Source organism: Kribbella sp. NPDC050241, from assembly GCF_044459685.1.
In the GTDB taxonomy this organism is placed as follows: domain Bacteria; phylum Actinomycetota; class Actinomycetes; order Propionibacteriales; family Kribbellaceae; genus Kribbella.
This window is the reverse complement of record NZ_JBITJE010000001.1, coordinates 627,098-653,160: the sequence shown is the minus strand read 5'-3', so window position 1 is coordinate 653,160 and position 26,063 is coordinate 627,098. Positions and strand designations below refer to the sequence as shown.

22 protein-coding genes, 1 tRNA gene and 1 pseudogene are annotated in these 26,063 nt (G+C 68.4%); 1 reads left to right on the top strand and 23 read right to left on the bottom strand.

Features of this window, described 5'->3' with window-relative positions; all coding sequences use genetic code 11:
- Positions 1–53: 53 nt before the first annotated feature.
- From ACIBG5_RS02965 to ACIBG5_RS02900, 14 genes and pseudogenes are all read right to left on the bottom strand, one after another.
- The gene (locus ACIBG5_RS02965; RefSeq protein ID WP_360452917.1) at positions 54–770 is read right to left on the bottom strand and encodes an ABC transporter ATP-binding protein; all 717 of its coding nucleotides are present in this window, start codon (positions 768–770) and stop codon (positions 54–56) included.
- A complete protein-coding gene (locus ACIBG5_RS02960; protein ID WP_396389737.1) occupies positions 767–1,717 on the bottom strand; it encodes an ABC transporter ATP-binding protein in 951 nt (316 codons plus the stop codon). Before ACIBG5_RS02960 ends, ACIBG5_RS02965 begins: the two co-directional genes overlap by 4 nt.
- The gene (locus ACIBG5_RS02955) at positions 1,714–3,426 is read right to left on the bottom strand and encodes a branched-chain amino acid ABC transporter permease (protein ID WP_396389736.1); all 1,713 of its coding nucleotides are present in this window, start codon (positions 3,424–3,426) and stop codon (positions 1,714–1,716) included. The genes ACIBG5_RS02960 and ACIBG5_RS02955 overlap by 4 nt, the downstream gene beginning before the upstream one ends.
- The gene (locus ACIBG5_RS02950; protein WP_396390755.1) at positions 3,423–4,280 is read right to left on the bottom strand and encodes a branched-chain amino acid ABC transporter permease; all 858 of its coding nucleotides are present in this window, start codon (positions 4,278–4,280) and stop codon (positions 3,423–3,425) included. The genes ACIBG5_RS02955 and ACIBG5_RS02950 overlap by 4 nt, the downstream gene beginning before the upstream one ends.
- Before the next feature lie 105 nt (positions 4,281–4,385).
- Positions 4,386–4,739: pseudogene (locus ACIBG5_RS02945) on the bottom strand (branched-chain amino acid ABC transporter permease); the annotation flags it as partial.
- Between the two features lie 85 nt (positions 4,740–4,824).
- On the bottom strand, positions 4,825–6,069 hold the full coding sequence (locus tag ACIBG5_RS02940; RefSeq protein WP_396389735.1) for a branched-chain amino acid ABC transporter substrate-binding protein: 1,245 nt from the start codon (positions 6,067–6,069) through the stop codon (positions 4,825–4,827).
- Between the two features lie 179 nt (positions 6,070–6,248).
- The gene (locus ACIBG5_RS02935) at positions 6,249–6,839 is read right to left on the bottom strand and encodes an ANTAR domain-containing response regulator (RefSeq protein ID WP_393384255.1); all 591 of its coding nucleotides are present in this window, start codon (positions 6,837–6,839) and stop codon (positions 6,249–6,251) included.
- 15 nt (positions 6,840–6,854) lie between these two features.
- Positions 6,855–7,631 carry a transcriptional regulator gene (locus ACIBG5_RS02930; protein WP_396389734.1) on the bottom strand — a complete coding sequence of 259 codons (777 nt, stop codon included), beginning with the start codon at positions 7,629–7,631 and terminating at the stop codon, positions 6,855–6,857.
- A 32-nt stretch (positions 7,632–7,663) separates the two neighbouring features.
- A tRNA-Leu gene (locus ACIBG5_RS02925) sits at positions 7,664–7,746 on the bottom strand.
- A 189-nt stretch (positions 7,747–7,935) separates the two neighbouring features.
- On the bottom strand, positions 7,936–9,387 hold the full coding sequence (gene pyk, locus ACIBG5_RS02920) for a pyruvate kinase (protein WP_396389733.1): 1,452 nt from the start codon (positions 9,385–9,387) through the stop codon (positions 7,936–7,938).
- A 100-nt stretch (positions 9,388–9,487) separates the two neighbouring features.
- Positions 9,488–11,038 (bottom strand): metallophosphoesterase, encoded by a 1,551-nt coding sequence (locus tag ACIBG5_RS02915; protein ID WP_396389732.1) that lies wholly within the window; start codon positions 11,036–11,038, stop codon positions 9,488–9,490.
- 126 nt (positions 11,039–11,164) lie between these two features.
- Positions 11,165–12,631, bottom strand: a complete 1,467-nt coding sequence (locus ACIBG5_RS02910) for a glutamate synthase subunit beta (protein WP_396389731.1) — start codon at positions 12,629–12,631, stop codon at positions 11,165–11,167.
- A complete protein-coding gene (gene gltB, locus ACIBG5_RS02905) occupies positions 12,631–17,154 on the bottom strand; it encodes a glutamate synthase large subunit (protein WP_396389730.1) in 4,524 nt (1,507 codons plus the stop codon). Before gltB ends, ACIBG5_RS02910 begins: the two co-directional genes overlap by 1 nt.
- A 211-nt stretch (positions 17,155–17,365) precedes the next feature.
- Positions 17,366–18,136, bottom strand: coding sequence for a hypothetical protein (locus ACIBG5_RS02900; RefSeq protein ID WP_396389729.1), 771 nt, complete (start codon positions 18,134–18,136; stop codon positions 17,366–17,368).
- A gap of 55 nt (positions 18,137–18,191) precedes the next feature.
- Here ACIBG5_RS02900 and ACIBG5_RS02895 point away from each other — a divergent pair, with 55 nt between their 5' ends.
- Complete coding sequence (locus ACIBG5_RS02895) at positions 18,192–19,241, top strand: 1-aminocyclopropane-1-carboxylate deaminase (RefSeq protein ID WP_396389728.1); 1,050 nt, start codon at positions 18,192–18,194, stop codon at positions 19,239–19,241.
- Here the strand turns inward: ACIBG5_RS02895 and ACIBG5_RS02890 are convergent.
- The 9 genes from ACIBG5_RS02890 to ACIBG5_RS02850 form a co-directional block, all read right to left on the bottom strand.
- Positions 19,202–19,927 carry a VIT1/CCC1 transporter family protein gene (locus ACIBG5_RS02890; RefSeq protein WP_396389727.1) on the bottom strand — a complete coding sequence of 242 codons (726 nt, stop codon included), beginning with the start codon at positions 19,925–19,927 and terminating at the stop codon, positions 19,202–19,204. The two genes, ACIBG5_RS02895 and ACIBG5_RS02890, sit on opposite strands and share 40 nt — an antisense overlap.
- Positions 19,920–20,915, bottom strand: coding sequence for a prolipoprotein diacylglyceryl transferase (lgt, locus tag ACIBG5_RS02885; protein ID WP_396389726.1), 996 nt, complete (start codon positions 20,913–20,915; stop codon positions 19,920–19,922). Before lgt ends, ACIBG5_RS02890 begins: the two co-directional genes overlap by 8 nt.
- Before the next feature lie 72 nt (positions 20,916–20,987).
- The gene (locus tag ACIBG5_RS02880; RefSeq protein WP_396389725.1) at positions 20,988–21,695 is read right to left on the bottom strand and encodes a DsbA family protein; all 708 of its coding nucleotides are present in this window, start codon (positions 21,693–21,695) and stop codon (positions 20,988–20,990) included.
- Entirely contained in the window at positions 21,692–22,195 is a 504-nt protein-coding gene (locus tag ACIBG5_RS02875) for a MauE/DoxX family redox-associated membrane protein (RefSeq protein WP_396389724.1), read from the bottom strand. The genes ACIBG5_RS02880 and ACIBG5_RS02875 overlap by 4 nt, the downstream gene beginning before the upstream one ends.
- Positions 22,192–22,848, bottom strand: a complete 657-nt coding sequence (locus ACIBG5_RS02870) for an SCO family protein (RefSeq protein ID WP_396389723.1) — start codon at positions 22,846–22,848, stop codon at positions 22,192–22,194. Before ACIBG5_RS02870 ends, ACIBG5_RS02875 begins: the two co-directional genes overlap by 4 nt.
- 7 nt (positions 22,849–22,855) lie before the next feature.
- Positions 22,856–23,683 carry a tryptophan synthase subunit alpha gene (trpA, locus tag ACIBG5_RS02865; protein ID WP_396389722.1) on the bottom strand — a complete coding sequence of 276 codons (828 nt, stop codon included), beginning with the start codon at positions 23,681–23,683 and terminating at the stop codon, positions 22,856–22,858.
- On the bottom strand, positions 23,676–24,890 hold the full coding sequence (trpB, locus tag ACIBG5_RS02860; RefSeq protein ID WP_396389721.1) for a tryptophan synthase subunit beta: 1,215 nt from the start codon (positions 24,888–24,890) through the stop codon (positions 23,676–23,678). Before trpB ends, trpA begins: the two co-directional genes overlap by 8 nt.
- Before the next feature lie 47 nt (positions 24,891–24,937).
- Positions 24,938–25,747: an indole-3-glycerol phosphate synthase TrpC gene (gene trpC / locus ACIBG5_RS02855; protein WP_360452878.1), complete on the bottom strand. Its 810-nt coding sequence runs from the start codon at positions 25,745–25,747 to the stop codon at positions 24,938–24,940.
- A gap of 11 nt (positions 25,748–25,758) precedes the next feature.
- Positions 25,759–26,013: an HGxxPAAW family protein gene (locus tag ACIBG5_RS02850; protein WP_360452876.1), complete on the bottom strand. Its 255-nt coding sequence runs from the start codon at positions 26,011–26,013 to the stop codon at positions 25,759–25,761.
- Between the last annotated feature and the right edge of the window lie 50 nt (positions 26,014–26,063).

The window sequence follows — 26,063 nt, the reverse complement described above, 5'->3', positions numbered from 1 at the left end:
TACGAGGGTGGCAAACCCACCGTCTGCTGGGTCAACCAGCCAAAGGTGGTCGGTCAGTCCTCGCCGAGGTAGGCCTTGCGCACCTCGTCGTTGACCAGCAGGTCGCGGCCGGTGCCGGACAGAACGATCTGGCCGACCTCCAGCACGTAGCCGAAGTCCGCGCGCTTCAGGGCGGCCTGGGCGTTCTGCTCCACCAGCAGGATCGTCGTACCCTGCGACTGCAGTTCGGACACCGTGGACATGATCCGCTTCATCATGATCGGCGACAGACCCATCGAGGGCTCGTCCAGCATCAGCAGCTTCGGCCGGCTCATCATCGCCCGGCCCATCGCCAGCATCTGCTGCTCACCGCCGGAGAACGTCCCGGCCGGCTGCTTGCGCCGCTCCCCCAGGATCGGGAACAGGTCGTACGCCGCGTTCAGGTCGGTGCGCACGCCCGCCGGGTCCTTGCGGGCGAACGCCCCGAGCAGCAGGTTCTCCTCCACCGACAGCCGCGGGAAGATCCGCCGTCCTTCCGGCGAGTGAGCCAGACCGCGGGCGACGATGTCGTGCGCCGCCACGCTGTCGATCCGCTCGCCCTGGAAGAGGATCTCGCCCGACGTCGGCCGGAGCAGACCGGAGATCGTCCGCAGCGTGGTGGTCTTGCCGGCGCCGTTGGTGCCGATCAGCGACACCACCTGCCCCTGCTCCACGCTGAAGCTGATCTTCTTCACCGCGACGATCTTGCCGTAGGCAACTTCCAGGTCGCGGACCTCGAGCATCGCGGTCATGACCTGTCCTCCTCGTCGGCGACGGTGGTGTCCTGGACGGCGGCCGCCTCGTCCTCGTCGTCCTGCTCGCCGGTGCCGATGTAGGCCTCGATCACCCGCGGGTCGGACTGCACCTCCTGCGGCGTGCCCTCGATCAGCGCCTCGCCACGGACCAGGCAGAGCACCCGGTCGCAGAGGTTGAAGATGAACCGCATGTCGTGCTCGATCACCACGACCGACAGCCCCGAGTCCCGGATCTTGAAGATCAGGTCACTGGCCTGCCGGGTCTCCAGCGGGTTCATACCGGCCGTCGGCTCGTCCAGCAGGATGAGCTTCGGGTCCGTGGCCAGCGCCCGGGCGATCTCGAGCCGGCGCTGGTCGCCGTACGGCATGTTCCTGGCCAGGTGCTCGGTCGACTTGCCGAGGCCGACGAAGTCGAGGAGCTCCTGGGCCCGCGCCCTGGTGGCAGCCTCCTCGCGGCGGAACTTCGGCCCGCGCAGGACCGAGGTGAGCGCGCCCGAGCTGGTCCGGCAGTAACGGCCGACCATCACGTTCTCCAGCGCGGTCATGTTCGCGAACAGCCGGATGTTCTGGAACGTCCGCGCCATCCCGGCCTTGACGACGGCCCGCGGCTTGGGTGCCAGCGGGGTGAGCTCGGCCAGCGCCTCCACCCGCACGGCCTCCGGGTCCTCGGCCTGTTTCCTGGTCGCCTTCGGCGCCTTCCGCGGCGCTCCGGCGAACCGGACCTGACCGCTGGTCGGCTTGTAGAGACCGGTCAGGCAGTTGAAGAACGTCGTCTTGCCGGCACCGTTCGGGCCGATCAGACCGACGATCTCGCCTTCGCGGACCGTCAAGTTGACGTTGTTGACCGCCAGCAGACCACCGAACCGCATGGTCACACCGGATGCCTCCAGCACCGGCTGCCCTCCGGTCCGGGCCGGCTGGCGTTGCGTGTCCGTGACGGTCATTTCCCCTCCTCGACCAGCAGGTGCTCCTCGTCGAGCTCGACGGCAAGCTGCTCGTCCTCTTCGTGGAACTCCAACTGGCGGCGTCTGTTCGCGACCAGGCCCTCGGGCCGGAACCGCATCATCAGCACCAGCAGCAGGCCGAACAGCAGCAGCCGGTACTCCGAGAAGAACCGGAGCTTTTCCGGCAGCAGCTTCAGGATCGTTGCCCCCAGCAACACACCGGCGATGGTGCCCATACCGCCGAGCACGATCGCGGCGAGCAGGAACGCCGACTCCAGGAAGATGAACTGGTCCGGGCTGACCGCGCCGTCCTGGTGGGCCTTGATGGTGCCGGCCAGGCCGGCCAGGAAGGCACCGACCGCGAACGCGAGCAGCTTCAGCCCGAACGTGTTCACGCCCATCGCCTCGGCCGCCTTCTCGTCCTCCCGGATCGCGACCCAGCCCCGCCCGATCCGGCTGTTGTTCAACCGCGAGAAGACGAGGATGACGAAGCCGGTCAGAATCAGCAGCAGGAAGTAGTAGTTCGAGAACCGGCCCAGCTCGATCCCCGCGACCGTGTGCACGTCGCCGAAATTGAAGCTGCCGATCTCGAGGTCCGGGATGCCTGGGACACCGTTCGGGCCGTTGGTCAGGTTCGGGCCGTTGTTGCCGTCCAGGTTGAACATCGAGAACCGGAAGATCTCACCGAAGCCCAGGGTCACGATGGCCAGGTAGTCACCCGAGACCCGCAGTGTCGGCGTGCCGATGATCAGACCCAGGGTCGCCGCGACACCGGCGCCGATCAGCATCACGACCAGGAACGGAGGCTTCCACCCGACGGTCGCGAACGCCGACGTCGACATGGTGGCGGCCACGTAGGCGCCACACCCGAGGAACGCGATGTACCCGAGGTCGAGCAGGCCGGCCAGACCGACCACGATGTTCAGGCCCATCGCGGTCGCCGCGAAGACCAGCACCTGGGTGGCGATCGACATGTTCGCGTCCGAGCCACCCTGGGTGAACGGGAACAGGAACGCGACCACGACCGCCGACAGCGTCAGCACCTTGCGCTGCCGCTGCGAGACATGACCGACCCACGAGAACGAACCGGTCCGGAACAGTACGGCCGTGACCGCGGCGATGAAGACCAGGCAGAGGATGAACGACCAGGCGTCCTCCAGCCCGAGCGCGTACGCCGCGACGAACAGCACCGCGGCCATCAGTAGCGCGATCGCGAGGATCTCGAACCAGGCCGGCAGTCTCGCCTCGCTCATGTCCCGCAACTGCCGCAAGGGCAGCATCCAGGCGCTGACCAGGATGAGCACGGCACCGACGAACGAGATGTAGCCGCCGGGGTTCACGTTGATCAGGCCGTCGGACTCGACCGAGATCGCGATCAGGACCAGCAGCATGTACAGCGTGAGAGTGAAGCCCAGTGCCCGCAGACCTGCTGTGACGTCGAGCCATGCGCCCAGCTTGGTCAGCGGGCCTTTCTCGGCCAGCAGCAGGACCAGCGCGATCAGGGCGAGGATGATCGCCAGGATCTGCAGGCCACCCGGGTAGAAGTTGATCGACAGGTCGCCCAGGATCTGGCTGTCGTAGCTCCAGGACAGGAAGGAGCCGACGATGACCAGCGCCACCCCGAGCAGTCCCAACGGCCAGGCGAGCGGCCTGGCGGGCGGTTGAGCCGTGGTCTCCGGTTCCGCCGGAGGCGTCTTCACATCGGTCATGCCCGGTCCACCACCCTCGCGCCGAGCAGGCCCTGCGGCCTGAACACCAGTACCAGAATCAGGATCACGAAGGCCCAGACGTCCTTCCAGGTGCTACCACCGAACTGACCCGGGATGTACTGCGTCGCCATCGCCTCGACGACGCCGAGCACCAGACCACCGACGACAGCGCCGTAGATGTTGCCGATACCACCGAGGACGGCGGCGGTGAACGCCTTCAGACCGGCCAGGAAGCCCATCCGGAACTCGATGTTGTTGTTCTGCAGACCCTGCGAGACACCCGCGATGGCCGCGAGTACGGCGCCGAGGGCGAACGCGACCACGATGATCCGGTCCACGTTGATACCCATCAGCCGGGCAGTGTCCGGGTCCTGCGACACGGCTTGCATACCGCGGCCGAGCCGGGTCCGGTTGATGAAGAACCACAGCAGGATCGCGCAGATCGCCAGCGCGGCCATGGTGAAGATCGCCGACCGCTGGATCGTCACGCCGCCGATGTCGATCGCCGTACCGGTGACCACATCGATCTGCGGGAACGGGATGCGCTGCTTCGCGCTCGGCCAGGTGATGCTGCTGATGAGCTTCTCGAAGAGCACCCAGCCCACGACCGCGGCGACCGCCGCAGTGGCCGCGGACGCTGCGATCGCCTGGATGCCGATCGTGGTGCGTGCGTTGCGCCGTGTCGCCAGACCGGCCAGCCAGCCGATCGCCGTACCGACGGCGGCGCCGACGATGACGACGCCCAGCGCCAGCAGCACGCTCACGTCGCTGTCGACCAGCCGTACGACCACCCAGACGCCGACGGCGCCGAGCACGGCGCCGATCAGCGGGGCACGGTCGTACCACCTGCTCACCTGGTGGTTCAGGTCGGCCTTCGACACGAGCGCGCCGACGTAGTAGCCGATGCCGACCGCCAGGCCGGCGAAGGCGAACAACGTCCAGCCCGGGCGCTCGTAGAACAGCCGGACGAACTCCTGCAGGAACACCGAGATACCGATCGCGGTGATCAGCGGTGCGAGTCGTGGCGCGTTCCGCAGGGGACGGTACGCGACACGTTCCATCGCCACAGCCGTGCCGACCGAGGCAATCATGGCGCCGATGATCATGATCGGCAGGATCCACACGCTGGTCTCGCCGTCGAAGAACAACAGGTACGTGGTCAGTGCGCCGAACGCACCGATCATGAACACCTCGCCGTGGGCGAAGTTGATCAGCTGCACGATGCCGTAGACGACGGTGTACCCGACTGCGATCAGGGCGTACAGCGACCCGAGTGTCAGCCCGTTCACGAGCTGCTGGAAGAACTGGTCCACGTCGACCTCCCATCTGCCTCAGTTATGACATGCCACGGGGGTGGGAGGATCGCTCCCACCCCCGAGGCATCAGGTCGACTCGAGACTACTTGGCCTCGAAGTCCTTCGTCTCGACGGTGGCCCACTTGCCGCCGGCAACCTTGTAGACGGTCAGCACCTTGGAGGTGGTGTCACCGTACTGGTCGAAGGCGACCTTGCCGGTCACGCCGTCGAACGCAACCTTGCTCATGGCATCGACCGTGGCCTGCCGGGCGGACTCGACGTCCTTGGCGTCCTTCAGCGAGGTCTTCAGCGCGTTGATGATCGCGTTGGCCGCGTCGTAGGAGTAACCGCCGTACGCCGCGTACGGCTCCTTGAAGCCGGCCGCGTTGTAGTCGGCGACGAACTTCTTCGCCGAGTCCAGCGCGTCGACCGGGGCGCCGACCGAGGTGGCCAGGTCGTTGTCGCTGGTCTTGCCGGCCAGGGTGATGTACTTCGGGTCGTAGATGCCGTCGCCGCCCATCAGCGGGATGTTCAGACCGGCGGCCTTCATCTGCTGCGAGAGCGGACCGGCCTGCGGGTACTCACCACCGTAGTAGACCGCCTGCGGAGCCGACGGCTTCACCGCGGAGATCACGGCCTGGTAGTTCGAGTCGTCCGGGTTGATGGTCTGGGCCGCGACGATCTGCCCACCCAGCTTCTTGAACTCCTCGGTGAAGGTGCCGACCAGGCCCTGGCCGTACGCCTTCTTGTCGTGGATGGTGGCGACCTTGGTGATCTTCGCGGTCTCGTACAGGTACCGCGCCGCGAACGGACCCTGGACCGCGTCCGTCGTGCAGGTACGGAAGTACGTCGGGTACGGCCGCTTCGGGTCGGTCTGCCAGTTGGCGCCCTGGGTCAGGCCCGGGCCGGTGTTGGCCGGGGAGACCTGGACGATGTTCTTCGGCGCGAGGACCGGCTGGACCTGCTGGCTGACGCTGGTGTTCAGCGTGCCGACCACGCCGATCACGTCCGCGTCACCGGCGAGCGCGGTGGCCGCGTTCTTGCCCGGGTCCGGCTTGGCCTCGTCGTCCTTCGCGTCGACCTCGAGCTTCCAGCCCGGGATCGCGTTGCTGTCGTTGGCCTGCTTCACGGCCAGCTCGACGGAGTGCTGGATACCCAGACCCAGGGCCGACAAGTCTCCCGACAGAGGCGCGATCACGCCGATCTTGGCAGTCTTGGTCGCGCTGCCGCCGGAGTCCCCCCCGGAGTCGTCGCCACTGCGTGAACCGCAGGCAGTCAGGGCCAACGACGCAACGATCAGCGACGCGCCGACCCGTACTACGGAACGCTGGTGCACTGTTCCTCCCATGTCTGGATAGTCCGGCAAACCCCGGACTCCCGCGTTTGCCGCGAGCACCCGCAGGTTAGACCTCCGGTGGCTCTCGAAGCGATGTCACGCATCGTGTGTTGTGAGGTCGTTACAGCGGTAAGCAGCGTGAGTCAAGGTGAGTGCTGTACGCGCGCTGAACCTCGTACGCGGAGAGTGAGTCAGTCACTACCGCCAGCCTCGTCAACAACCAACTCCGCAACCTGCCGCATGGAAACTCTTTTGTCCATGGCAGTTTTCTGGATCCAGCGGAACGAGTCCGGCTCGGACAGCCCGAACTTCGTCTGCAGGATCGACTTGGCCCGGTCGACCAGCTTGCGGGTCTCCAGCCTTTCGGCCAGGTCGGCGACCTCACGCTCCAGCTCGGCCAGTTCGACGTACCGGGAGGCGGCGATCTCGATCGCGGGCAGCAGGTCGGCCTTGGAGAACGGTTTCACCAGGTACGCCATCGCGCCGGCGTCGCGCGCCCGCTCGACCAGCTCGCGCTGCGAGAACGCCGTCAGCATCAGCACCGGGGCGATCCGCTCGCCGGCGATCTTCTCCGCCGCGCTCAGGCCGTCCAGCTTCGGCATCTTGACGTCCAGGATGACCAGGTCGGGCCGATGCTCCGTCGCCAGCCGGATGGCTTCCTCCCCGTCCCCCGCCTGCCCGACGACGTCGTACCCCTCCTCCGCCAGCATCTCGGCCAGATCCATCCGGATCAAAGCCTCATCCTCAGCGATCACCACACGCTTAGCAGTCACACCGCACACCTTATCGACCCGCGGTCAGCTCTTCGGACCCACGAACCCATCCAGCATGGCGACCGCCTCTTTCCGGCTCACCGCAATCACATTCCTCCGCGGCCGCCGCCACGGAATCCCGAGCAGATCCAGCGCATCGGTGAGGATCCCGATGATGTCTTCGGACTCGTTCGAGAACTGGTAGCGCACGTAGTAGTACCGCTTGTAGCGGCCGGGCTTGCTCGCCCAGTTCACGAAGCGGCAGCCGTCGGAGTGGAACAGCCCGCGCAGCAGCTTCTCGGGGTACTCGGCAACAATCTCCCGCTGCCACTGCGCCAACTCGATCTTCCGCAGATGCTTCCGGCCGGGACCGTGCTGCGGGAACACGCACGGCCAGTGCTTCCACCGGGCTTCGATCCGGACCGCTCCGTCGCCTCCTCGCAGACACGGGCTCGCGTTCGGCTTCACCAGCCGGATGGCCTTCGCGATCTCTTGGTTGAGCTCCCCGTACCGCGCGTCATTGATGATCTGCAGCGTGAAGACCCCACGCCTGGCCCGCGCGATCGACCCGTCTCCGAGATACCACCCCAGCAGCAGCGCGTATGCCGCCTCGTCCAGCTCGGCGCCGTCGCACCGCGGACACGGTGTCCCGGCATACCCGCTGTTCGTCCTGACGAGACCCAGCCGCTGATACTTCCGCCGCCACCCACGGATCGTCGAGATCGTGACCCCGTGGATCTCTGCGTTGATCCGGTCGAGGACGCCGGCGTCCGACATCCGCAACGCGGACTCGACCGTCTCCCGCGACCTGAACCGAGCCATAGGACATGCTGACGTCGAGCGCCGACAGTTTGTGCCGGGTGTGGGATTCGAACCCACAAGCCCTTGCGGGCAATGGTGTTTGAGACCATCGCGTATGCCGTTCCGCCAACCCGGCGAGGTTGCAGGAGCAACTCTACTGGTTCGACGGCCCGCTCCCGCGTCGGACCCACCCACGACAGTCGGCCGGACCGCATCTCCGGCCCCTGCCCGTGAACGGCATTGAGGCGAGCGGCCAGTTGACCGCTCGCCACAAGCACACGTAGAGATCTGTCTGTAGTTCTACAGCTGCGTCGGCCCTGTCTGTCTACCGCTCGGGGTTGCGGTAGGCGGGGGCTATGCCTTCTATGGCGTCGCCCATGCGGTGGACTCGGAGGGCGTTGGTTGAGCCGGGGATGCTGGGTGGGGAGCCGGCGACGATGACTACCAGGTCGCCCTTCTTGAGTTTGCCCAGTTCGAGGAGGCGCTGGTCGACCTGGCGGACCATCTCGTCGGTGTGGTCGACGGTGGGGACGATGTGCGTCTCGATACCCCAGACGACGCTCAGCCACGAGCTGACCGACGGGACCGGCGTGAAGGCGAGCAGCGGAACCTCGGTGCGGTAGCGGGCCAGCCGGAGCGCGGTGTCGCCGGACTGGGTGAAGGCGATCAGGTACTTCGCCTCCAGCCGCTCGGCCACGTCCGCGGCGGCCTTGGCGATCACGCCGCCCTTGGTCCGCGGCTCCCACTCGATCGCCTGCACCCGGCCGAGTCCGTGCTCCTCGGTGGACTCCACGATGCGAGCCATCGTCTTCACGGTCTCGATCGGGAACCGGCCGACGCTGGTCTCACCGGACAGCATCACCGCGTCGGCACCGTCGAGTACGGCGTTCGCGACGTCGGACGCCTCGGCCCGGGTCGGCCGCGGCGCGGAGATCATCGACTCCAGCATCTGGGTCGCGACGATGACCGGCTTCGCGTTCAGCCGGGCCTGGTCGATGATCAGCTTCTGTACCAGCGGGACCTCCTCGAGCGGGAGCTCCACGCCGAGGTCGCCGCGGGCCACCATGAACCCGTCGAAGGCGTCGATGATCTCGTCCAGGTTGGCGACCGCCTGCGGCTTCTCGATCTTGGCGACCACCGGGACCCGCAGGCCCTCCTCGTCCATGATCTTGTGCACCAGCTGGATGTCGGACGCGTCTCGCACGAACGACAGCGCGATCATGTCGGCCGGCAGGTGCAGCGCCCAGCGCAGGTCCTCGGCGTCCTTCTCGGACATCGCCGGCACACTGACCGCGACGCCCGGCAGGTTGATGCCCTTGTGGTTCGACACCGGTCCGCCGACGGTGACCCGGCAGACCACGTCGGTCTCGGTCACCTCCTCGGCGACCAGCGCGATCCGGCCGTCGTCGATGAGCAGCTGGTCGCCCGGACTCACATCACCCGGCAGACCGTCGTACGTCGTACCGCAGATGGTCACGTCACCCGGTACTTCACGGGTGGTGATGGTGAAGCGCTCGCCGTAGGTCAAGGTGACCTTGCCCTCGGCGAACTCGGCCAGCCGGATCTTCGGGCCCTGCAGGTCGACCAGGATGCCGACGTTCTTCCCGGTCTCCGCGGCGGCGGTTCTGATCCGCTGATAGATGCGCTCATGCTCGGCATGGGCACCGTGGCTCAGGTTGAGCCTGGCGACATCCATACCGGCTTTGACGAGTTCAAGGATGCGCTCGGGGGCGGCAGTAGCCGGGCCGAGCGTACAAACGATCTTTGCGCGACGCACGTCACAAAACCCTACTCCTACAAGACCACTGACCCGCTGGTCCGCCCCCCTTACCAGGCGGTTAACTCCTCGTGACACCTCGGCTCGAGAGCCTGAATCGTCAAGAAGGCAAGGGGCTGTAGGCACCTACACCGACGTCGCCGTCGAGCTCGGCGGTGACTGTCTGCAGGCCGATCGGCTTGCCGTCGGCGTACGTGATCAGGGTGACCTCACCCGGCCGCCGCAGCGTGTACCCGAGGGCGAACGCGTACGCCGCTCCCCCGGTCGTACCGTTGGTGTACGTCGTCACCGGGCGGCCGTCGACCACCTTGTGCTCGGGCCCGACCTGGCGATGCAGGTGGCCCGACAGCAGCAGCGTCGCGCAGCCCCGGGCCGCGGTGTCGGCGAACGACGACGGATCGTGCACCACCATCGTGGAGATCCGCTTGTCGTCGGGCTGCTCGCAGGCGATGTCCGCGAGCCGCTCGGACTGCTCGGCGGTCGTCTCGTCGCCCGGGGTGTCCGCGGAACCCAGCCCGGTCCGCGTCGGGTCGCTGTCGCCGAGGAAGCGGATGCCCTCGACCTCGACCGGCTTGCTGTCCAGCACGGTGAAGCCGTTCTTGCGCATCGAGTCCTCGATGTGCCCGCCGGCGTCGTGGTTGCCGGCCACGGCGACGACCTTCAGGCCCTTGAAGTGCTGGCGCAGCGAGTTGATGCTGAACACCTCCCAGGACTGTCCCGAGGACGAGTCGTCGCCCGCGTCGATCAGCAGCTTGGCGCCGGCCACCTTCCCCACCTCGGCCGCGAACCGGTCGATACCGATGTTGTCGTGCCGGTCCGACACGAGCAGCGCGACCGTCTCCCCCTCGCTCGCCTGGTGGATCCGGCCGCCGACCCGGCTGACCCGCTCCTCCAGCCGGCCGTAGAACTCGGTGGATCGCTCGTAGGTCTCGACCGCGGTACGAATCAGGCCCACTCCGCCGGTGGTGGAGAACCCGGCCGCGACCTCGACACCCTTCAACCGCTCGTCCAGCGACAGCTCCGGCAGCAGCATGGCCAGCGGCCGCCACTCGGTCGGCACGACGTCCGCGGTGCGCATCCGGCCCGGCCCGAAGATCGACGCGATGGTGATCAGCATCGCGACCAGTACGACGATGGCCCGGTGCTCGACCCGGCGTTCGTGCGAATGCACCAGCTCCCACAACTCGCGGCGGCGGCGCCGGCCGAGCATGGTCCAGATGGTCGCGACCACGACAACGACCAGCAGACCGGTCCCGGCGCCCGCGACCGCGTTGTCGACGGCCATCTGCTGGACGACCTGCTGGATCTTCGCGATTTCACCGTCGGGCTGGGAGGCGATCAGGGCGTCGCGGTTGAGGAGTTCGGTGAGGTTGTCGGCGTCGGTCTCCTGGATGTCGATGTTGATCCCGATGCCGCCGGGCGTGTCGGCCGGCAGCCGCAGCCGCGGCAGGACGGCGCCGAGGTCGAGGGTGGCGTACCCGTCGAAGGTGGGTGAGACAGTAGCCGCGTGCGCACCGATGGTGACGCGTTCGGAGTCGTTGACGAAGCCGAGCAGCCCGACGGTCACGGAGGTGACGAGGAAGAGCAGGGTGAGCGAGGCCCACGGCGCGATCGCGCGGAGCCGGGCTCTGGTCACCAGGCGGCTAGCCACGGATCCAACCTATTGGGCTGGTCAAGTCGTCGCATCTCGAACCGGGCGGCTGTTGCCGGTCGTTCACACAGGTGCGGGCTGCACGCAACGTTTTGTTGCCTGCAGCCCGCATTTCATGTCCCGGGTTCAGACCGCGAGTGGGCGGGCCGTCGGCGGGATCGGAGTGGGCAGGGTCGACGAACCGGTGAGGAGCGTGTCCACACCGTTCGCGCACGAGCGGCCCTCGGCGATGGCCCAGACGATCAGCGACTGACCACGGCCGGCGTCGCCACAGGCGAAGACGCCCTCGACCGAGGTCTGGTAGCTCTTGTCCCGCTTCACGTTGCCGCGCTCGTCGAGGTCGACACCGAGCTGCTCGAGGAAGCCCTCGCGCTCCGGCCCGAGGAAGCCCATCGCGAGCAGCACCAGCTGCGTCGGGATGGTCCGCTCGGTGCCCTCGACCGGGACGAACCGGCCGTCCTTGAACTCGACCTCGACCAGGTTCAGCCCGGAAACGTTGCCCTCGGCATCGGCCTCGAAGTTGACGGTGGAGACCGAGTAGACCCGGTCGCCGCCCTCCTCGTGCGCCGAGGCGACCCGGTAGATCATCGGGTACGTCGGCCACGGCTGCCCGGACGGGCGGTCGTCCGACGGCCGCGGCATGATCTCCAGCTGGGTCACCGAGCGGGCGCCTTGCCGGTGCGCGGTGCCGAGGCAGTCCGCACCGGTGTCACCGCCACCGATGATCACCACGTCCTTGCCGGTGGCAACGATCTGGTCCTCGACGGTCCGGCCGAGCGAGGCCCGGTTCGACTGCGGCAGGTACTCCATCGCCTGGTGGATACCGCCGTACTCGCGGCCCGGAACCGGGAGGTCGCGGGCCGCGGTGGCACCGGTCGCGATGACGACGGCGTCGTACCGCTGCTTGAGCTGGGTGCCGGTCACGTCCACGCCGACGTTCACGCCGGAGCGGAAGACCGTGCCCTCCTCCTTCATCTGCTGGATCCGGCGGTCGACCTGGATCTTCTCCATCTTGAACTCGGGGATGCCGTACCGCAGCAGGCCGCCGGGCGCGTCGGCCCGCTCGTACACCGCGACGGTGTGGCCGGCCCGGGTCAGCTGCTGGGCGGCCGCCAGACCCGCCGGACCGGAGCCGACGACGGCGATCGTCTTGCCGGTCAGCCATTCCGGCGGCTGCGGCTTGACGTCACCGCTCTCCCAGGCCTTGTCGATGATCGCGACCTCGACGTTCTTGATCGTCACCGGGTCCTGGTTGATGCCGAGCACGCACGCGGGCTCGCAGGGTGCCGGGCAGAGCCGGCCGGTGAACTCCGGGAAGTTGTTGGTCGCGTGCAACCGCTCGATCGCACCGGACCAGTCGTCCCGCCAGACCAGGTCGTTCCACTCCGGGATCAGGTTGCCCAGCGGGCAGCCGCTGTGGCAGAACGGGATCCCGCAGTCCATGCAGCGACCGGCCTGCTTGGTGATGATCGGCAGCAGCGCCTTGCCGGGTCCACCGGGGTAGACCTCTTTCCAGTCCTGCACCCGTTCGCCCACCGGCCGCCGGTCGGCGACCTCGCGCGGGGTGGTCAGGAAGCCCTTCGGGTCAGCCATCAGATGGCCTCCATCATCGCTCGCGTGGTGGCGTCCTCGTCCAGCCCGTCCCGCTCGGCGGCCGCCTTGGCCGCCAGCACCCGGGCGTAGTCGCGGGGCATCACCGTGGTGAACCTGACCTCGGCCGCGGCCCAGTCGGCGAGCAGCTTGGCGGCCCGTTCCGATCCGGTCTCCTCGTGGTGCCGGCGGACCAGGTCCTGCAACAGTCCGGACTCGTCCTCGGTGAGCGGGAGCAGGTCCACCAGCTCCGGGTTCACCAGGGCGCGATCCAGATCGAGCACGTGGGCCACGCCGCCCGACATGCCCGCCGCGAAGTTCCGGCCGACGGCGCCCAGTACGACGACGCGCCCACCGGTCATGTACTCGCAGGCGTGGTCGCCGACCGACTCGACGACCGCGGTGGCTCCGGAGTTCCGGACACAGAACCGTTGCCCGACGCCACCACTGATGAACAGTTCACCGGACGTCGCGCCGTACGCGATGACGTTGCCGGCGATGATCTGGTCGGCGGCGTCGAACCGCGCGACCCGGTCCGGCCGGATCACCACCCGGCCACCGGACAGGCCCTTGCCGACGTAGTCGTTGGCGTCACCCTCGAGCCGGAGCGTGACACCGCTCGGGACGAAGGCGGCGAACGAGTTGCCGGCCGACCCGGTGAAGGTCAGGTCGATGGTGCCGTCGGCCAGACCGGCCGCGCGGTACCGCTTGGTGATCTCGTGGCCGAGCATCGTGCCGACGGTCCGGTTGACGTTGCGGATCGGCAGCTGTGCCCGGACCGGCTCGCCGCTGTCGAGCGCCGGCTGGCAGATCCGGATCAGTTCGTTGTCGAGGGCCTTGTCCAGGCCGTGGTCCTGCTCGACGACCCGGTGCCGGGACGCGCCCTCGGGCAGGGCCGGCACGTGCAGGATCGGGGACAGGTCCAGGCCGTCGGCCTTCCAGTGGTCGACCGCGCGGTGGATGTCCAGCACCTCGGCGTGCCCGATCGCCTCGTCCAGGGACCGGAAACCCAACTGGGCAAGGTACTCCCGGACCTCCTCCGCGATGAACTCGAAGAAGTTGACCACGAACTCGGGCTTGCCGGAGAACCGTTCGCGCAGTACCGGGTTCTGGGTCGCGACGCCGACCGGGCAGGTGTCCAGGTGGCAGACCCGCATCATGATGCAGCCGGACACCACCAGTGGTGCGGTGGCGAAGCCGTACTCCTCGGCGCCGAGCAGCGCCGCGACGACCACGTCCCGGCCGGTCTTCAACTGCCCATCGGTCTGTACGACGATCCGGTCGCGCAACCCGTTGAGCAGCAGGGTCTGCTGGGTCTCGGCCAGGCCGAGCTCCCACGGACCACCCGCATGCTTCAGCGACGTCAACGGAGCCGCACCGGTACCGCCGTCGTGGCCGGAGATCAGTACGACGTCCGCGTGCGCCTTGCTGACACCCGCCGCGATCGTGCCGACGCCGACCTCGGAGACCAGCTTCACGTGAATGCGCGCGGCCGGGTTCGCGTTCTTCAGGTCGTGGATCAGCTGGGCCAGATCCTCGATCGAGTAGATGTCGTGGTGCGGCGGCGGTGAGATCAGGCCGACGCCCGGCGTCGAGTGCCGGGTGCTCGCCACCCACGGGTAGACCTTGTTGCCGGGCAGCTGACCGCCCTCGCCCGGCTTGGCTCCCTGCGCCATCTTGATCTGGATGTCGTCGGAGTTCGTCAGGTACTCCGCGGTCACACCGAACCGGCCGGACGCGACCTGCTTGATCGAGCTCCGCCGGGCCGGGTCGTGCAGACGGTCGGAATCCTCGCCGCCCTCACCGGTGTTCGACTTGCCGCCGAGCCGGTTCATCGCGATCGCGAGCGTGGTGTGCGCCTCGGCGCTGATCGAGCCGTAGCTCATCGCACCGGTGGAGAACCGCTTGACGATCGCGCTGACCGGCTCGACCTCCTCGACCGGGATCGGCTCGCGGTCGGAGTCGAACCCGAACAGGCCGCGCAGCGTCATCAGCCGCTCGGACTGCTCGTCCACGCGGGCCGTGTACTGCTTGAAGATGTCGTAGCGCCCGGTCCGGGTGCTGTGCTGCAGCCGGAACACCGTGTCCGGGTCGAACAGGTGCGGCTCGCCCTCACGCCGCCACTGGTACTCGCCGCCGATCTCCAGCTTGCGGTGCGCCGGCAGGATGCCGTCCGCCGGGTACGCGCGCAGGTGCCGGCGGCGTACCTCCTCGGCGATCGTGTCCAGGCCGACGCCGCCGAGCTTGGACGACGTACCGGTGAAGTAGGTGTCGACCAGGTCCGGCGCGAGGCCGTTGGCCTCGAAGATCTGGGCACCGGTGTACGACGCCACCGTGCTGACGCCCATCTTCGACATCACCTTGAGAACGCCCTTGCCGAGCGACTTCACCACGTTGCGCACGGCCTGCTCGGGCTCGACACCCGGCAGGTAGGTGCCACGGCGGCACAGGTCCTCGACCGCCTCCAGCGCGAGGTACGGGTTGATCGCGGCAGCGCCGTACCCCATCAGCAGGGCTACGTGGTGGACCTCGCGGACGTCGCCGGCCTCGACCACCAGGCCGACCTGCGTGCGGGTCTTCTCCCGGACCAGGTGGTGGTGAACCGCGGCGGTCAGCAGCAGCGACGGGATCGGCGCGCTGTCCGCGTTCGAATGACGGTCGGACAGCACCAGAATGCGGGCGCCGTCCTTGATCGCGACGTCGGCCTCGGCGCAGATCTCCTCGAGCCGCGCCTTCAGCGCCTGGCCCCCGCCTTCGACGTCGAACACACCGCGCAGGACCGTGGTGGCCAGGCCCGGCATGTCTCCGTCGAGGTTGATGTGGCGCAGCTTGGCGAGCTCGTCGTTCGTGATCACCGGGAACGGGATCACCACCTGCCGGCAGGACGCCGGGCTCGGGCTGAGCAGGTTCGCCTCCGGGCCGAGTGACGACGACAGCGAGGTGACGAGCTCCTCGCGGATCGCGTCCAGCGGCGGGTTGGTGACCTGCGCGAACAGTTGCGCGAAGTAGTCGAACAGCAGCCGCGGCCGGTCGCTCAGCACCGCGATCGGCGTGTCGGTGCCCATCGAGCCGATCGGCTCCGCTCCGGCCCTGGCCATCGGGGTGAGGATGACCCGCAGTTCCTCCTCGGTGTACCCGAACACCTGCTGGCGCCGGGTCACCGACGCGTGGCTGTGCACCACGTGCTCACGCTCGTGCAGGTCCTCGAACCGGATCAGGCCGGCGTGCAGCCATTCGTCGTACGGGTGCTCGGTGGCGAGCGCGTTCTTCACCTCGGAGTCGGTGATGATCCGGTGCGCCTCGACGTCCACCAGGAAGATCCGGCCCGGTTCGAGCCGGCCCTTCTCGGTGACGGTCGCGGGGTCGATGTCGAGTACGCCGGCCTCGGACGCCAGGACGACGAGTCCGTCCTCGGTGACCCAGTAGCGGGACGGGCGCAGGCCGTTGCGGTCCAGTACCGCGCCGACCTTGCTGCCGTCGGAGAAGACCACCGACGCCGGGCCGTCCCACGGCTCCATCAGCGTCGAGTGGAACTCGTAGAACGCCCGCCGCGCCGGGTCCATCGTGGTCGCGTTCTCCCACGCCTCCGGGATCATCATCAAGATCGCGTGCGGCAGCGACCGGCCGCCCAGGTGCAGCAGCTCCAGGACCTCGTCGAACGACGCCGAGTCCGAGGCGGACGGCGTACAGATCGGGTAGAGCTGCTCGAGGTCGCCGGGGATCAGGTCGCTGGCGAGCAGGGCTTCGCGGGCCCGCATCCAGTTGCGGTTGCCCTGGACGGTGTTGATCTCGCCGTTGTGCGCGATGTAGCGGTACGGGTGGGCCAACGGCCAGGACGGGAACGTGTTGGTGGAGAAGCGCGAGTGCACGACGCCGATCGCGGAGGCGAGGTCGGGGTCGGTCAGCTCGGGGAAGAACTTGTCCAGCTGGTCGGTGGTCAGCATCCCCTTGTAGGTGATGGTCCGGCCGGACAGCGACGGGAAGTAGGTCTCGGTCTCCTTCTCGGCCCGCTTCCGCAGCCGGAACGCCATCCGCTCCAGCGCCAGGCCGAGCACCCGGCCGGCCCGCGCGGCGACGAACAGCTGCTTGAAGGTCGGCATCACCGAGCGAGCGGTGGCACCCAGCAGGTCCGGGGAGGTCGGTACGTCGCGCCAGCCCAGTACGGTCAGCTTCTCCTCGGCGGCGAGCTCCTCGATCCGCGCGATCGCCTTCGCGGCGTCGTCGGCGTCGGTCGGGAGGAACGCGATCCCGGTGGCGTAGCTGCGCGCGACCGGCAGCTCGAAGTCGCACACCTTGCGGTAGAAGGCGTCCGGGATCTGGAGCAGGATGCCGGCGCCGTCGCCGGAGTCCGGTTCGGCACCGGAGGCTCCACGGTGTTCGAGGTTGCGCAGGGCGGTCAAGGCCTTGGCCACGATGTCGTGGCTGGGTTCACCGGTCAGGGTGGCGACGAAGGCGACACCACAAGCGTCGTGCTCGTGGGTTCCGTCGTACAGTCCCTCGCTCGGGAAGGGGGCGCGACCAAACATTCAGGGGCTCCCGTCGTCCTACGGTCAACAACTGGCCGCGGGACAACATTGGCCCAAGCCGGGTGTCCCGAGACTACCTCATGGCGCCCGACAGATGGACTGCCATTCCACCGTCACCACGCCTTTACTCACCCACAGTAAGCAAATACTCACTCCTCGCCCTCAATCATCCCAGCAACCCCTCGAGAGAACCATCCACATCACCTGAAATTCATCTCGCCCGAGCGCTCAACCAGGCCCTGTGGAAGGCGGCGTACGACGGGAAGCGCGTGGTGGTCGCCTCCTGGAGTACGGCGTACAGCGCCGGTGGCGGCTCGGAGAGGAGGACGAGGGCCGTGCGGGCCATGACGTACGCCGTGGTCCGGGTGTCGATGGGGGCGCCCAGGGAGAGCTGTTCGGGGGCCATGAAGCGGCGGGAGCCGAACATGCGGCCCATGTCGTTGCGATGCGGACCGCGGCGGTAGGTGTCGAGGTCCATCACGGTGAGCCGGCGGGTCGGGAAGTCGTACAGCATGGCGCCGTCGTAGAAGTCGCCCTCCACCCAGCCGGCGGCGTCGAGGTCGGCGTGCAGGTCGTAGAGGGTGTCGAGCGCGGCCAGGATCTCCTCTACCGGTAAGGCGCGGAAGCGTTCGTGCGCGCTGCCGGAGTTCAGGTGGAGGAGATCACCGTCACGCCAGTCGTAGACGACGAGCGGTCCCGCAGATGACTCGACCACAGCATGCAAGGCCGGGAGAGCCGGGTGTACGACGGACTCCGCGAGCGCGACCGCGTTCCGCAGCAGGGCGACGCGGCCGTCGAAGTCCAGATAGGGGTCGGTGTTGGCAGGGTCGCCCGCGGTCTTCACGAAGTACCGGGCCGCACCGGTCTGTACGCCGTACGAGACGTTGCCGGAGTCCTGGGTGTCGGCGCCGAAGCGGGCGAAGATGGTGCCGAGACGGTCGAGATAGGTGGACGGCTGGACATCGATCTCGCCGGGGAACATCTGGCCGACCCTAGTCACGGCGGTCGCGCCGGGCGATCGAGTTTCGGGAGGAACCATGGCACTGTCCGATTTCCCGCGGTACCCGCTGCTGTTCGGGCCCAGCCCGGTGCATCCGCTCGACCGGCTGAGCGCGTACCTCGGTGGTGCCCGGATCTGGGCGAAGCGGGAGGACTGCAACTCGGGGCTCGCGTACGGCGGGAACAAGACGCGCAAGCTCGAGTACCTGCTGCCCGACGCCCTCGCGCAGGGTGCGGACACGCTGGTGTCGATCGGTGGATATCAGTCGAACCACACCCGGCAGGTGGCGGCGGTCGCGGCGAAGGCCGGCCTGAAAGCCGTGCTGGTGCAGGAGAACTGGGTCGACTGGCCCGACGCGCTCAACGACCGGGTCGGCAACATCCTGCTGAGCCGGATCATGGGTGCCGAGGTCCGCCTCGACCCGGCCGGCTTCGGGATCGGCTTCAAGGACAGCTGGAAGGAAGCGCTCGCCGATGTCGAGGCCCGCGGAGGTACGCCGTACGCCATCCCCGCAGGTGCGTCGGACCACCGGCTCGGTGGGCTCGGGTTCGCGGGCTGGGCGGACGAGGTCGCGCAGCAGGAGCAGGAGCTCGGCGTGTTCTTCGACACGATCATCGTCTGCGCGGTCACCGGATCGACGCAGGCCGGGATGATCGCGGGGTTCGCCGGGCAGGACCGGGCGCGGCGGGTGATCGGGATCGACGCGAGCGCGAAGCTGCAGGAGACCCACGACCAGGTGGCGCGGATCGCGCGCGCGACCGCCGAGCTGATCGGGCTCGGCCGGGAGCTACGCGACGACGAGATCACCGTGCTCGAGGGCTGGGCCGGTGACCTGTACGGCATCCCGGTGCAGTCGACGCTGGACGCGATCCGGCTGACCGGGCAGCTCGAAGGGATGATCATCGACCCGGTCTACGAGGGGAAGTCGATGGCCGGGCTGATCGATCTGATCCGCGAAGGTGAGATCGGCAAGGACTCGAACGTCCTCTACGCCCACCTCGGTGGCCAGCCCGCCCTGAACGCCTACAGCGGGCTGTTCACGCACAGTCAGCCGATGCCTGGTCCGACCAGCGTTCCGACGAAGTAGGTGAGGGCTGCGGCCAGGCCGCCGAGGAGCAGTTGGCGGAGGCCGGAGTACCACCACGACCTGCTGGTGACGCGGGATACGACGGCACCGCAGACGAAGAGCGCGGTGAGCGACATGATCAGCGCCGGTACGACGCTGCCGGCGCCGAGGAGGTACGGCAGGAGCGGGATGAAGGCGCCGACCGCGAAGCAGACGAACGAGGACGCGGCCGCGATCACCGGGTTCGGCAGGTCGTGCGGGTCGATGCCGAGTTCCTCGCGGACGTGCTCCTCGAGGGCCTGATCGGGGTCGGTGTGGAACTGCTTGGCGACCTTGCTGGCCAGGTCCGGGTCGAGGCCCTTGGCGCGGTAGGTCTCGGCGAGCTCGATCTCCTCGTCGACCGGGTGGCGCTGGATCTCCCTCCGCTCCACCTCGATCTCGGCCCGGGCCAGTTCGCGCTGCGAGGCGACCGAGGTGTACTCCCCCGCCGCCATCGAGAACGCGCCCGCGGCCAGGCCCGCCAACCCGGCCAGGACGATCACCATCGAGCCGGACTCGGTCCCGCCGTCCATGCCGGCGATCAGGGCGAAGTTCGACACCAGGCCGTCCATCGCCCCGAACACCGCCGGACGCAGCCAGCCGCCGTTCACATCACGATGGGTGTGATCTCCGTGATGCTCGGCAGAAACCTCAGGTACGTCAGTCACGAGACCCGTCTGGATCGGAACCGTTGGTGCTGTTCGCCTCAACCTTAGGCTCAGCGTCGACCGTCGAATCGGCCGCCGGCCCGGACTCGGGCTCAGGCTCGGTCTCGGGCTTCGCCTCGCCGCCGGTGGGCTTGCCGGCGGCGGGACCGCCGGAGATGTCCTCCTGGCCGGGCCGGAGGCGAGCGCTGACGATGAAGTAGACGACGGCGATGACGAACAGGATCAGCGACGTCCACACGTTCAGCCGCAGGCCGAGGAAGTGGTTGACGGTGTCGATGCGCAGGTTCTCGACCCAGGCGCGACCGGCGGTGTAACCGGCCACATAGAGGGCGAACGCGCGGCCGTGGCCAAGCTTGTAGCGCTTGTCGACCAGGATCACCAGCGCGACCACACCCAGGTTCCAGATCGCTTCGTACAGGAACGTCGGGTGGAAGGTGGCGAAGTTCGCGTACCCGTCCGGCCGATGCTCGGGCGCGATCTCCAGGCCCCACGGCTTGTCGGTCGGCTTGCCGAACAGTTCCTGGTTGAAGTAGTTCCCGAACCGGCCGAGTACCTGGGCCAGCGCGATCCCGGGCGCCATCGCGTCCGCGACCGCCAGGAACGGCACCTTGGCCCGCCGGCAGGCGATCCAGGCGCCGAGCGCTCCGAACGCGACCGCACCCCAGATCCCGAGCCCGCCGTGCCAGATCTTCAGCGCGTCGATCGGGTGCCGGCCCGCGCCGAAGTACAGCTCGGCATCGGTGATGACGTGGTAGATCCGGGCCCCGACCAAGCCGAACGGGATGGCCCAGAACATGATGTCGGCCAGCACGGTGGGCGAGCCGCCGCGGGCGACCCAGCGCCTGCGCCCGAGCCAGTAGCCGACGAAGATGCCGGCCAGGATGCACAGCGCGTACGCGCGGATCGGCACGTCGAGGACGTGCCAGACACCCTGGCTCGGGCTGGGGATGAAGGCCGGAACCATCACGGCGGGAATCAGACTAGACATGGCAAGTGGGAACGCTACTCGACCCGTCCCACCGCGACCAGAAACTCATGGTCACGATGGGGACTCGGTGCGTCAGCTCGCGATCGCGTCCACGGCCTTCTGCAGGCCTTCCGCGGTCAGTTGGTCGGCGTCGAGCTGCTTGTCGTTGACGTAGACGGTCGGCGTACCGGTCACGCCGCGGTCGTCCGACGCCTTGGAGACGCTGTCGAGCCAGCCGGCGTACGTGTTGTCCTGCACTGCCTGCTGGAACGTGCCGTCGCCGATGCCGAGCTGTTTGCCCAGCTCCATCAGCTGGTCGGTGGTCCAGGACTTGCTGAAGTCGCCGTACATCTCGTCGGCGAAGCTGAGCGCCTTGCCGTTCGCGGCCGCGGCGGCGAACGCGTTGGCGAGCCGCGGCGAGGCGTCCGGGTTGACGAAGCCCAGCGGCCAGTAGGTCAGGGTGGCGGTGCCGTCCTGGACCAGCTTGTCGACAGTCGCGCCGGTCGCCTCCTCGAACTCCGCGCAGTGCGGGCAGCGGAAGTCGAGGTACAGGTCGATGTGCGCCTTCGCACCGGCCTGGCCGACGGTGACACCCTTGCCGGCCTGGCCGGGGCCGGTGATCACGGTCGGCTCGGGCCGCCCGTTCGAGCTCACCTCGACCTTGGAGTGGCCGCGCCAGTACTGCACGCCGACGCCGGCCCCGAGGGCCAGCACCAGCACGATCACCACGATGATCCCGGGCGAGATCCGCCGCTTGGTCTGCTGCACCAGCGGATTCACGGGGGCTTTGGTCTTGCTCACGACGCGGTGACTCCTGTCCGGGCGGACGATTCGGTGGATGGGTCGGACTCGAGGGCGTACTTACTCACAGGGTTCAGCCACAGCCAGGCCGCGAGCAGCAGCAGGCCGACATCCCGCAGGATCTCCTGCAGGTACTTCGTCTGGCCGGGGGCGATCTGTCCGCCGCCGCCGAAGCAGCCGCAGTCGATCGCGAGGCCGCGCGCCCAGGCAGACGCTACCGCGACGATGAACACGATCATGAAAACACCCGCGGCCACGGCCGCGGCGCGGACACCGAAACCGACGATCAACAGCAACCCGATCGCGATCTCCAGGAACGGCAGCCCCCAGCCGACCGGCGAGACCAGCCCGCTCGGCAGGATCTCGTACGCCCGGACCGCCTGCGCCGCGGTCTCCGGATCGGTCACCTTCAGCGCACCCGCCACCAGCATCACCACGCCCAGCACGAGCCGTGCCACCAGGGAGACCCAGGGGAACCACGGCTGTCGCCACTTACTCACTGGTTGTCCTCCACCAGCTTCCCGAAGTCGTGCGCCAGGTCGCCGATGGCGGCGTTCGACAACCACAGCACGTTCGCCTTGTCGTTCTTGCCGAAGCCGATCACCTGGGCACCGTGGCCGACCTCGTAGCCGCCGGAGGGAAGCTTCTGCATCCCCTCCACCGCTACGCCGAGGGCCTGCGCGATGTCCTTGATCGAGGTCAGCGAACCGGACAGCCCGACGAACGACGGGTCGAACCGGTCCAGGTACTTACGGATCACCGGCCCGGTGTCGCGGACCGGGTCGGTGGTGATGAACAGCAACTGGACCTGGTCGCGCACCGGCTGGTCCAGCTTGGTCAGCGCGGACGCCACATCGGCCATCACGGTCGGGCAGACGTCCGGGCAGTTCGTGTAGCCGAAGAACACCAGCGTGACCGGCTTCTTGGTCGAGGTGACCAGGTTGAACGGGTTCCCGCCGGTGTCGGTCAGGGTCGCCGCGGGCATCGAGAACGGCCGGTCCAGGCCCGCCCCGCGCAGACCGTTCGGGTTCTGAGTGGTGCGGATGACCGCTCCACCGGGGTTGTCCGCCTCTTCCTTGCCGCCACTGCAGCCCGCGAGGGCCAGCAGAGCCACCGCGGCCAGCAGGAGTGCCGCGTTCCTGGTTCGACTCACGGCGGTTCTAACGACCGGCGGCTGTGCTGGGTTCCCTGCGGACACCCTCGGCCAGGCTCTCCGTGAGCCTTCGCACACCCGCCGGGCCCTCGCCGGCCTCGACCACCTTGACGAACGCCGAACCGACGATGACCGCGTCCGCGAACGCCGCTACTCCGGCGGCCTGGTCCGCGTTCGAGACACCGAGGCCGACGCCGACCGGCACACCGGTGGCCGCCTTCGTCCGCGCCACCAGCGGCGCCGCCAGATCCGACGGCTTCTCCCGGGTCCCGGTGACACCCATCACCGCGGTCGCGTAGACGAAACCGCGGCACGCGGCGGTGGTCATCCGGATCCGCTCGTCGGTCGACGACGGCGACACCAGGAATACCTTGTCCAGGTCCTGCTTGTCCGCGGCCGCGATCCACTCCGCGCCCTCGTCCGGGATCAGGTCGGGCGTGATCAGCCCCGCTCCCCCGACGCCGGCGAAGTCGGCGGCGAACCGGTCCACGCCGTACCGCTCGATCGGGTTCCAGTAGGTCATCACCAGCACCGGCACGTCGGAGTACGACGCGAGCTTCTCCACCGTGCTGAGGACGTCACGGGTCCGCAGCCCACCGGCCAGTGCGGCCTCGGAGGCGCGCTGGACCGTGACACCGTCCATCACCGGGTCGCTGTACGGGAAACCGATCTCGAGCACGTCGGCGCCACCGTCGACCAGCGCCTTGATCGCGTCGATCCCACCGTCGTACGACGGGTAACCGGCCGGCAGGTACGCGACCAGGGCGCCGCGGCCCTCGGCGTTCGCCTTCCGGATCGCGGCCCCGGCCTTGCCCAGGGCAACCACTTCACTCACGACCGGCCTCCGGCGCATCGATCAGTCCGAACCACGTGCTCGCGGTGTCCATGTCCTTGTCACCCCGACCGGACAGGTTCACCAGAATGGTTGCCTCCGGCCCCAGTTCCTTGGCGATGTCGAGCGCACCGGCGACCGCGTGCGCCGACTCGATCGCCGGGATGATGCCCTCGGTCCGCGACAGCAGCCGGAACGCTTCCATCGCCTCGGCGTCCGTGATCGGCCGGTACGACGCCCGCCCGGTCTCGGCCAGCCACGCGTGCTCCGGCCCGACCCCGGGATAGTCCAGACCGGCCGAGATCGAGTGCGACTCGATCGTCTGTCCGTCGTCGTCCTGCAACAGGAACGACCGCGCACCATGCAGTACACCGACCTGCCCGGCGCTGATCGTGGCCGCGTGCCGGCCGGTCTCGAACCCGTCACCACCCGGCTCGATGCCGTACAGCTTCACCTCGGTGTCCGGAATGAACGCGGCGAACAGGCCGATCGCGTTCGATCCACCGCCGACCGATGCGACCGCGGCGTCGGGCAGCTTGCCGAGCAGTTCGAGCGACTGGACCCGCGCCTCGTCGCCGATGCCACGGACGAAGTCGCGCACCATCGCCGGGAACGGATGCGCGCCGGCCGCCGTACCAAGGAGGTAGTGGGTCTTGTCGACGCTGGCGACCCAGTCGCGAAGCGCCTCGTTGATCGCGTCCTTCAATGTCCGGCTGCCGCTCTTGACCGGGATCACCTCGGCGCCGAGCAGCTTCATCCGGGCCACGTTCAGGGCCTGCCGCTCGGTGTCGACCTCGCCCATGTAGACCACGCACTCGAGGTCGAGGTAGGCACACGCGGTCGCGGTCGCGACACCGTGCTGGCCGGCGCCGGTCTCGGCGATCACGCGGGTCTTGCCCATCCGCTTGGTCAGCAGCGCCTGGCCGAGCGCGTTGCGGACCTTGTGTGCACCGGTGTGGTTCAGATCCTCGCGCTTCAGCAGGATCCGCGCACCGGCCGCCTCGGACAACCGGGTCGCGTCGTACAGCAGGCTCGGGACGCCGGCGTACTCACGCAGCATCCGGTCGAACTCGCCGGTGAACTCCGCGTCGGCCATGGCTTCCTGCCAGGCCCGGGTCAGCTCGTCGAGTGGCGCGATCAGCGCCTCCGGCATGAACCTGCCGCCGAAACGGCCGAAGTGCCCGAGCTGGTCGGGCAGCACAGTACTCATCCGTAAAGCCTTCCAAAGTCCCCGGCCGGCCTACGGCGCGGGGGGTTCTAGTGCCGCTGCTGGATGGCGGGGTGCGATCCGGCGGCGACGAGGTCGGCAACCGAAGCACGGGGATCGCCGCCGGTCACCAGGGTTTCACCGACGAGGACGACATCGGCCCCGGCGCGCGCGAACTCGATTACATCATGCGGACCACGAACCCCGGACTCCGCCACCCGGACCAGGTTGGCCGGGATGGTCGGCGCGACCCGGGCGAAGGTGTCCCGGTCGACCTCGAGGGTCTTCAGGTTCCGGTTGTTCACGCCGATCAGCTGGGCGCCGGCGCCCACCGCACGCCGGGTCTCCTCCTCGTCGTGCACCTCGACCAGCGGGCACAACCCGATCGAGTGCGCGCGCTCGATCAGCGAGACCAGCGCCTCCTGCTCCAGCGCCGCGACGATCAGCAGCACCATGTCGGCACCGGCCGCGCGGGCCTCCCAGAGCTGGTACGACGAGATCACGAAGTCCTTGCGCAGTACCGGTACGTCGACCCGGCCGCGGACCGCCCGCAGGTCGTCCAGGCTGCCGTTGAACCGGCGCTTCTCGGTCAGCACCGAGATCGCCGCGGCGCCACCGCCCTCGTACTCCCCGGCCAGCGCGGCCGGGTCGCTGATCTCGGCCAGCTCGCCCCGGGACGGGCTGGACCGCTTCACCTCCGCGATGATCGCGATCCCGTCGCCGCGGAACACCGGCATCGGGTCCTTGGCGTCGGGCTTGCGCTGCGCCTCCAGTTTGAGATCGTCCAGGCTGACCCGCGCCTGGCGCTCCGCGAGGTCTTCCCGAACCCCCACGAGAATGTCGTCAAGCACAGTCGTCATCGGTCAACTCCTCAGTGGTGGCCGTCTGCCGGGACACCGAAGCCCAGCAGTTGCATCACCTTGCCGGTCAGCGCGCCGAGTACGGCGATCGCGACCGAGATCCAGAACAGCAGCCAGTTCGGGCCGAGCACCATTGCGATGGCCCCTAGCGTGAACGCGACCAGCACGATGACCACGGCGGTCCAGGCCGCCGGGCTGTTGCCGTGCAGGTCGTGAGCCTCCTCGCTCACCCGCGTCACCGCTTGATCGGCTGTCGTATTGTCCATGGTTGGCGCCACTCCTCGTCGTCGTCCCGTCCTATTGTGGCGGTAGCCCG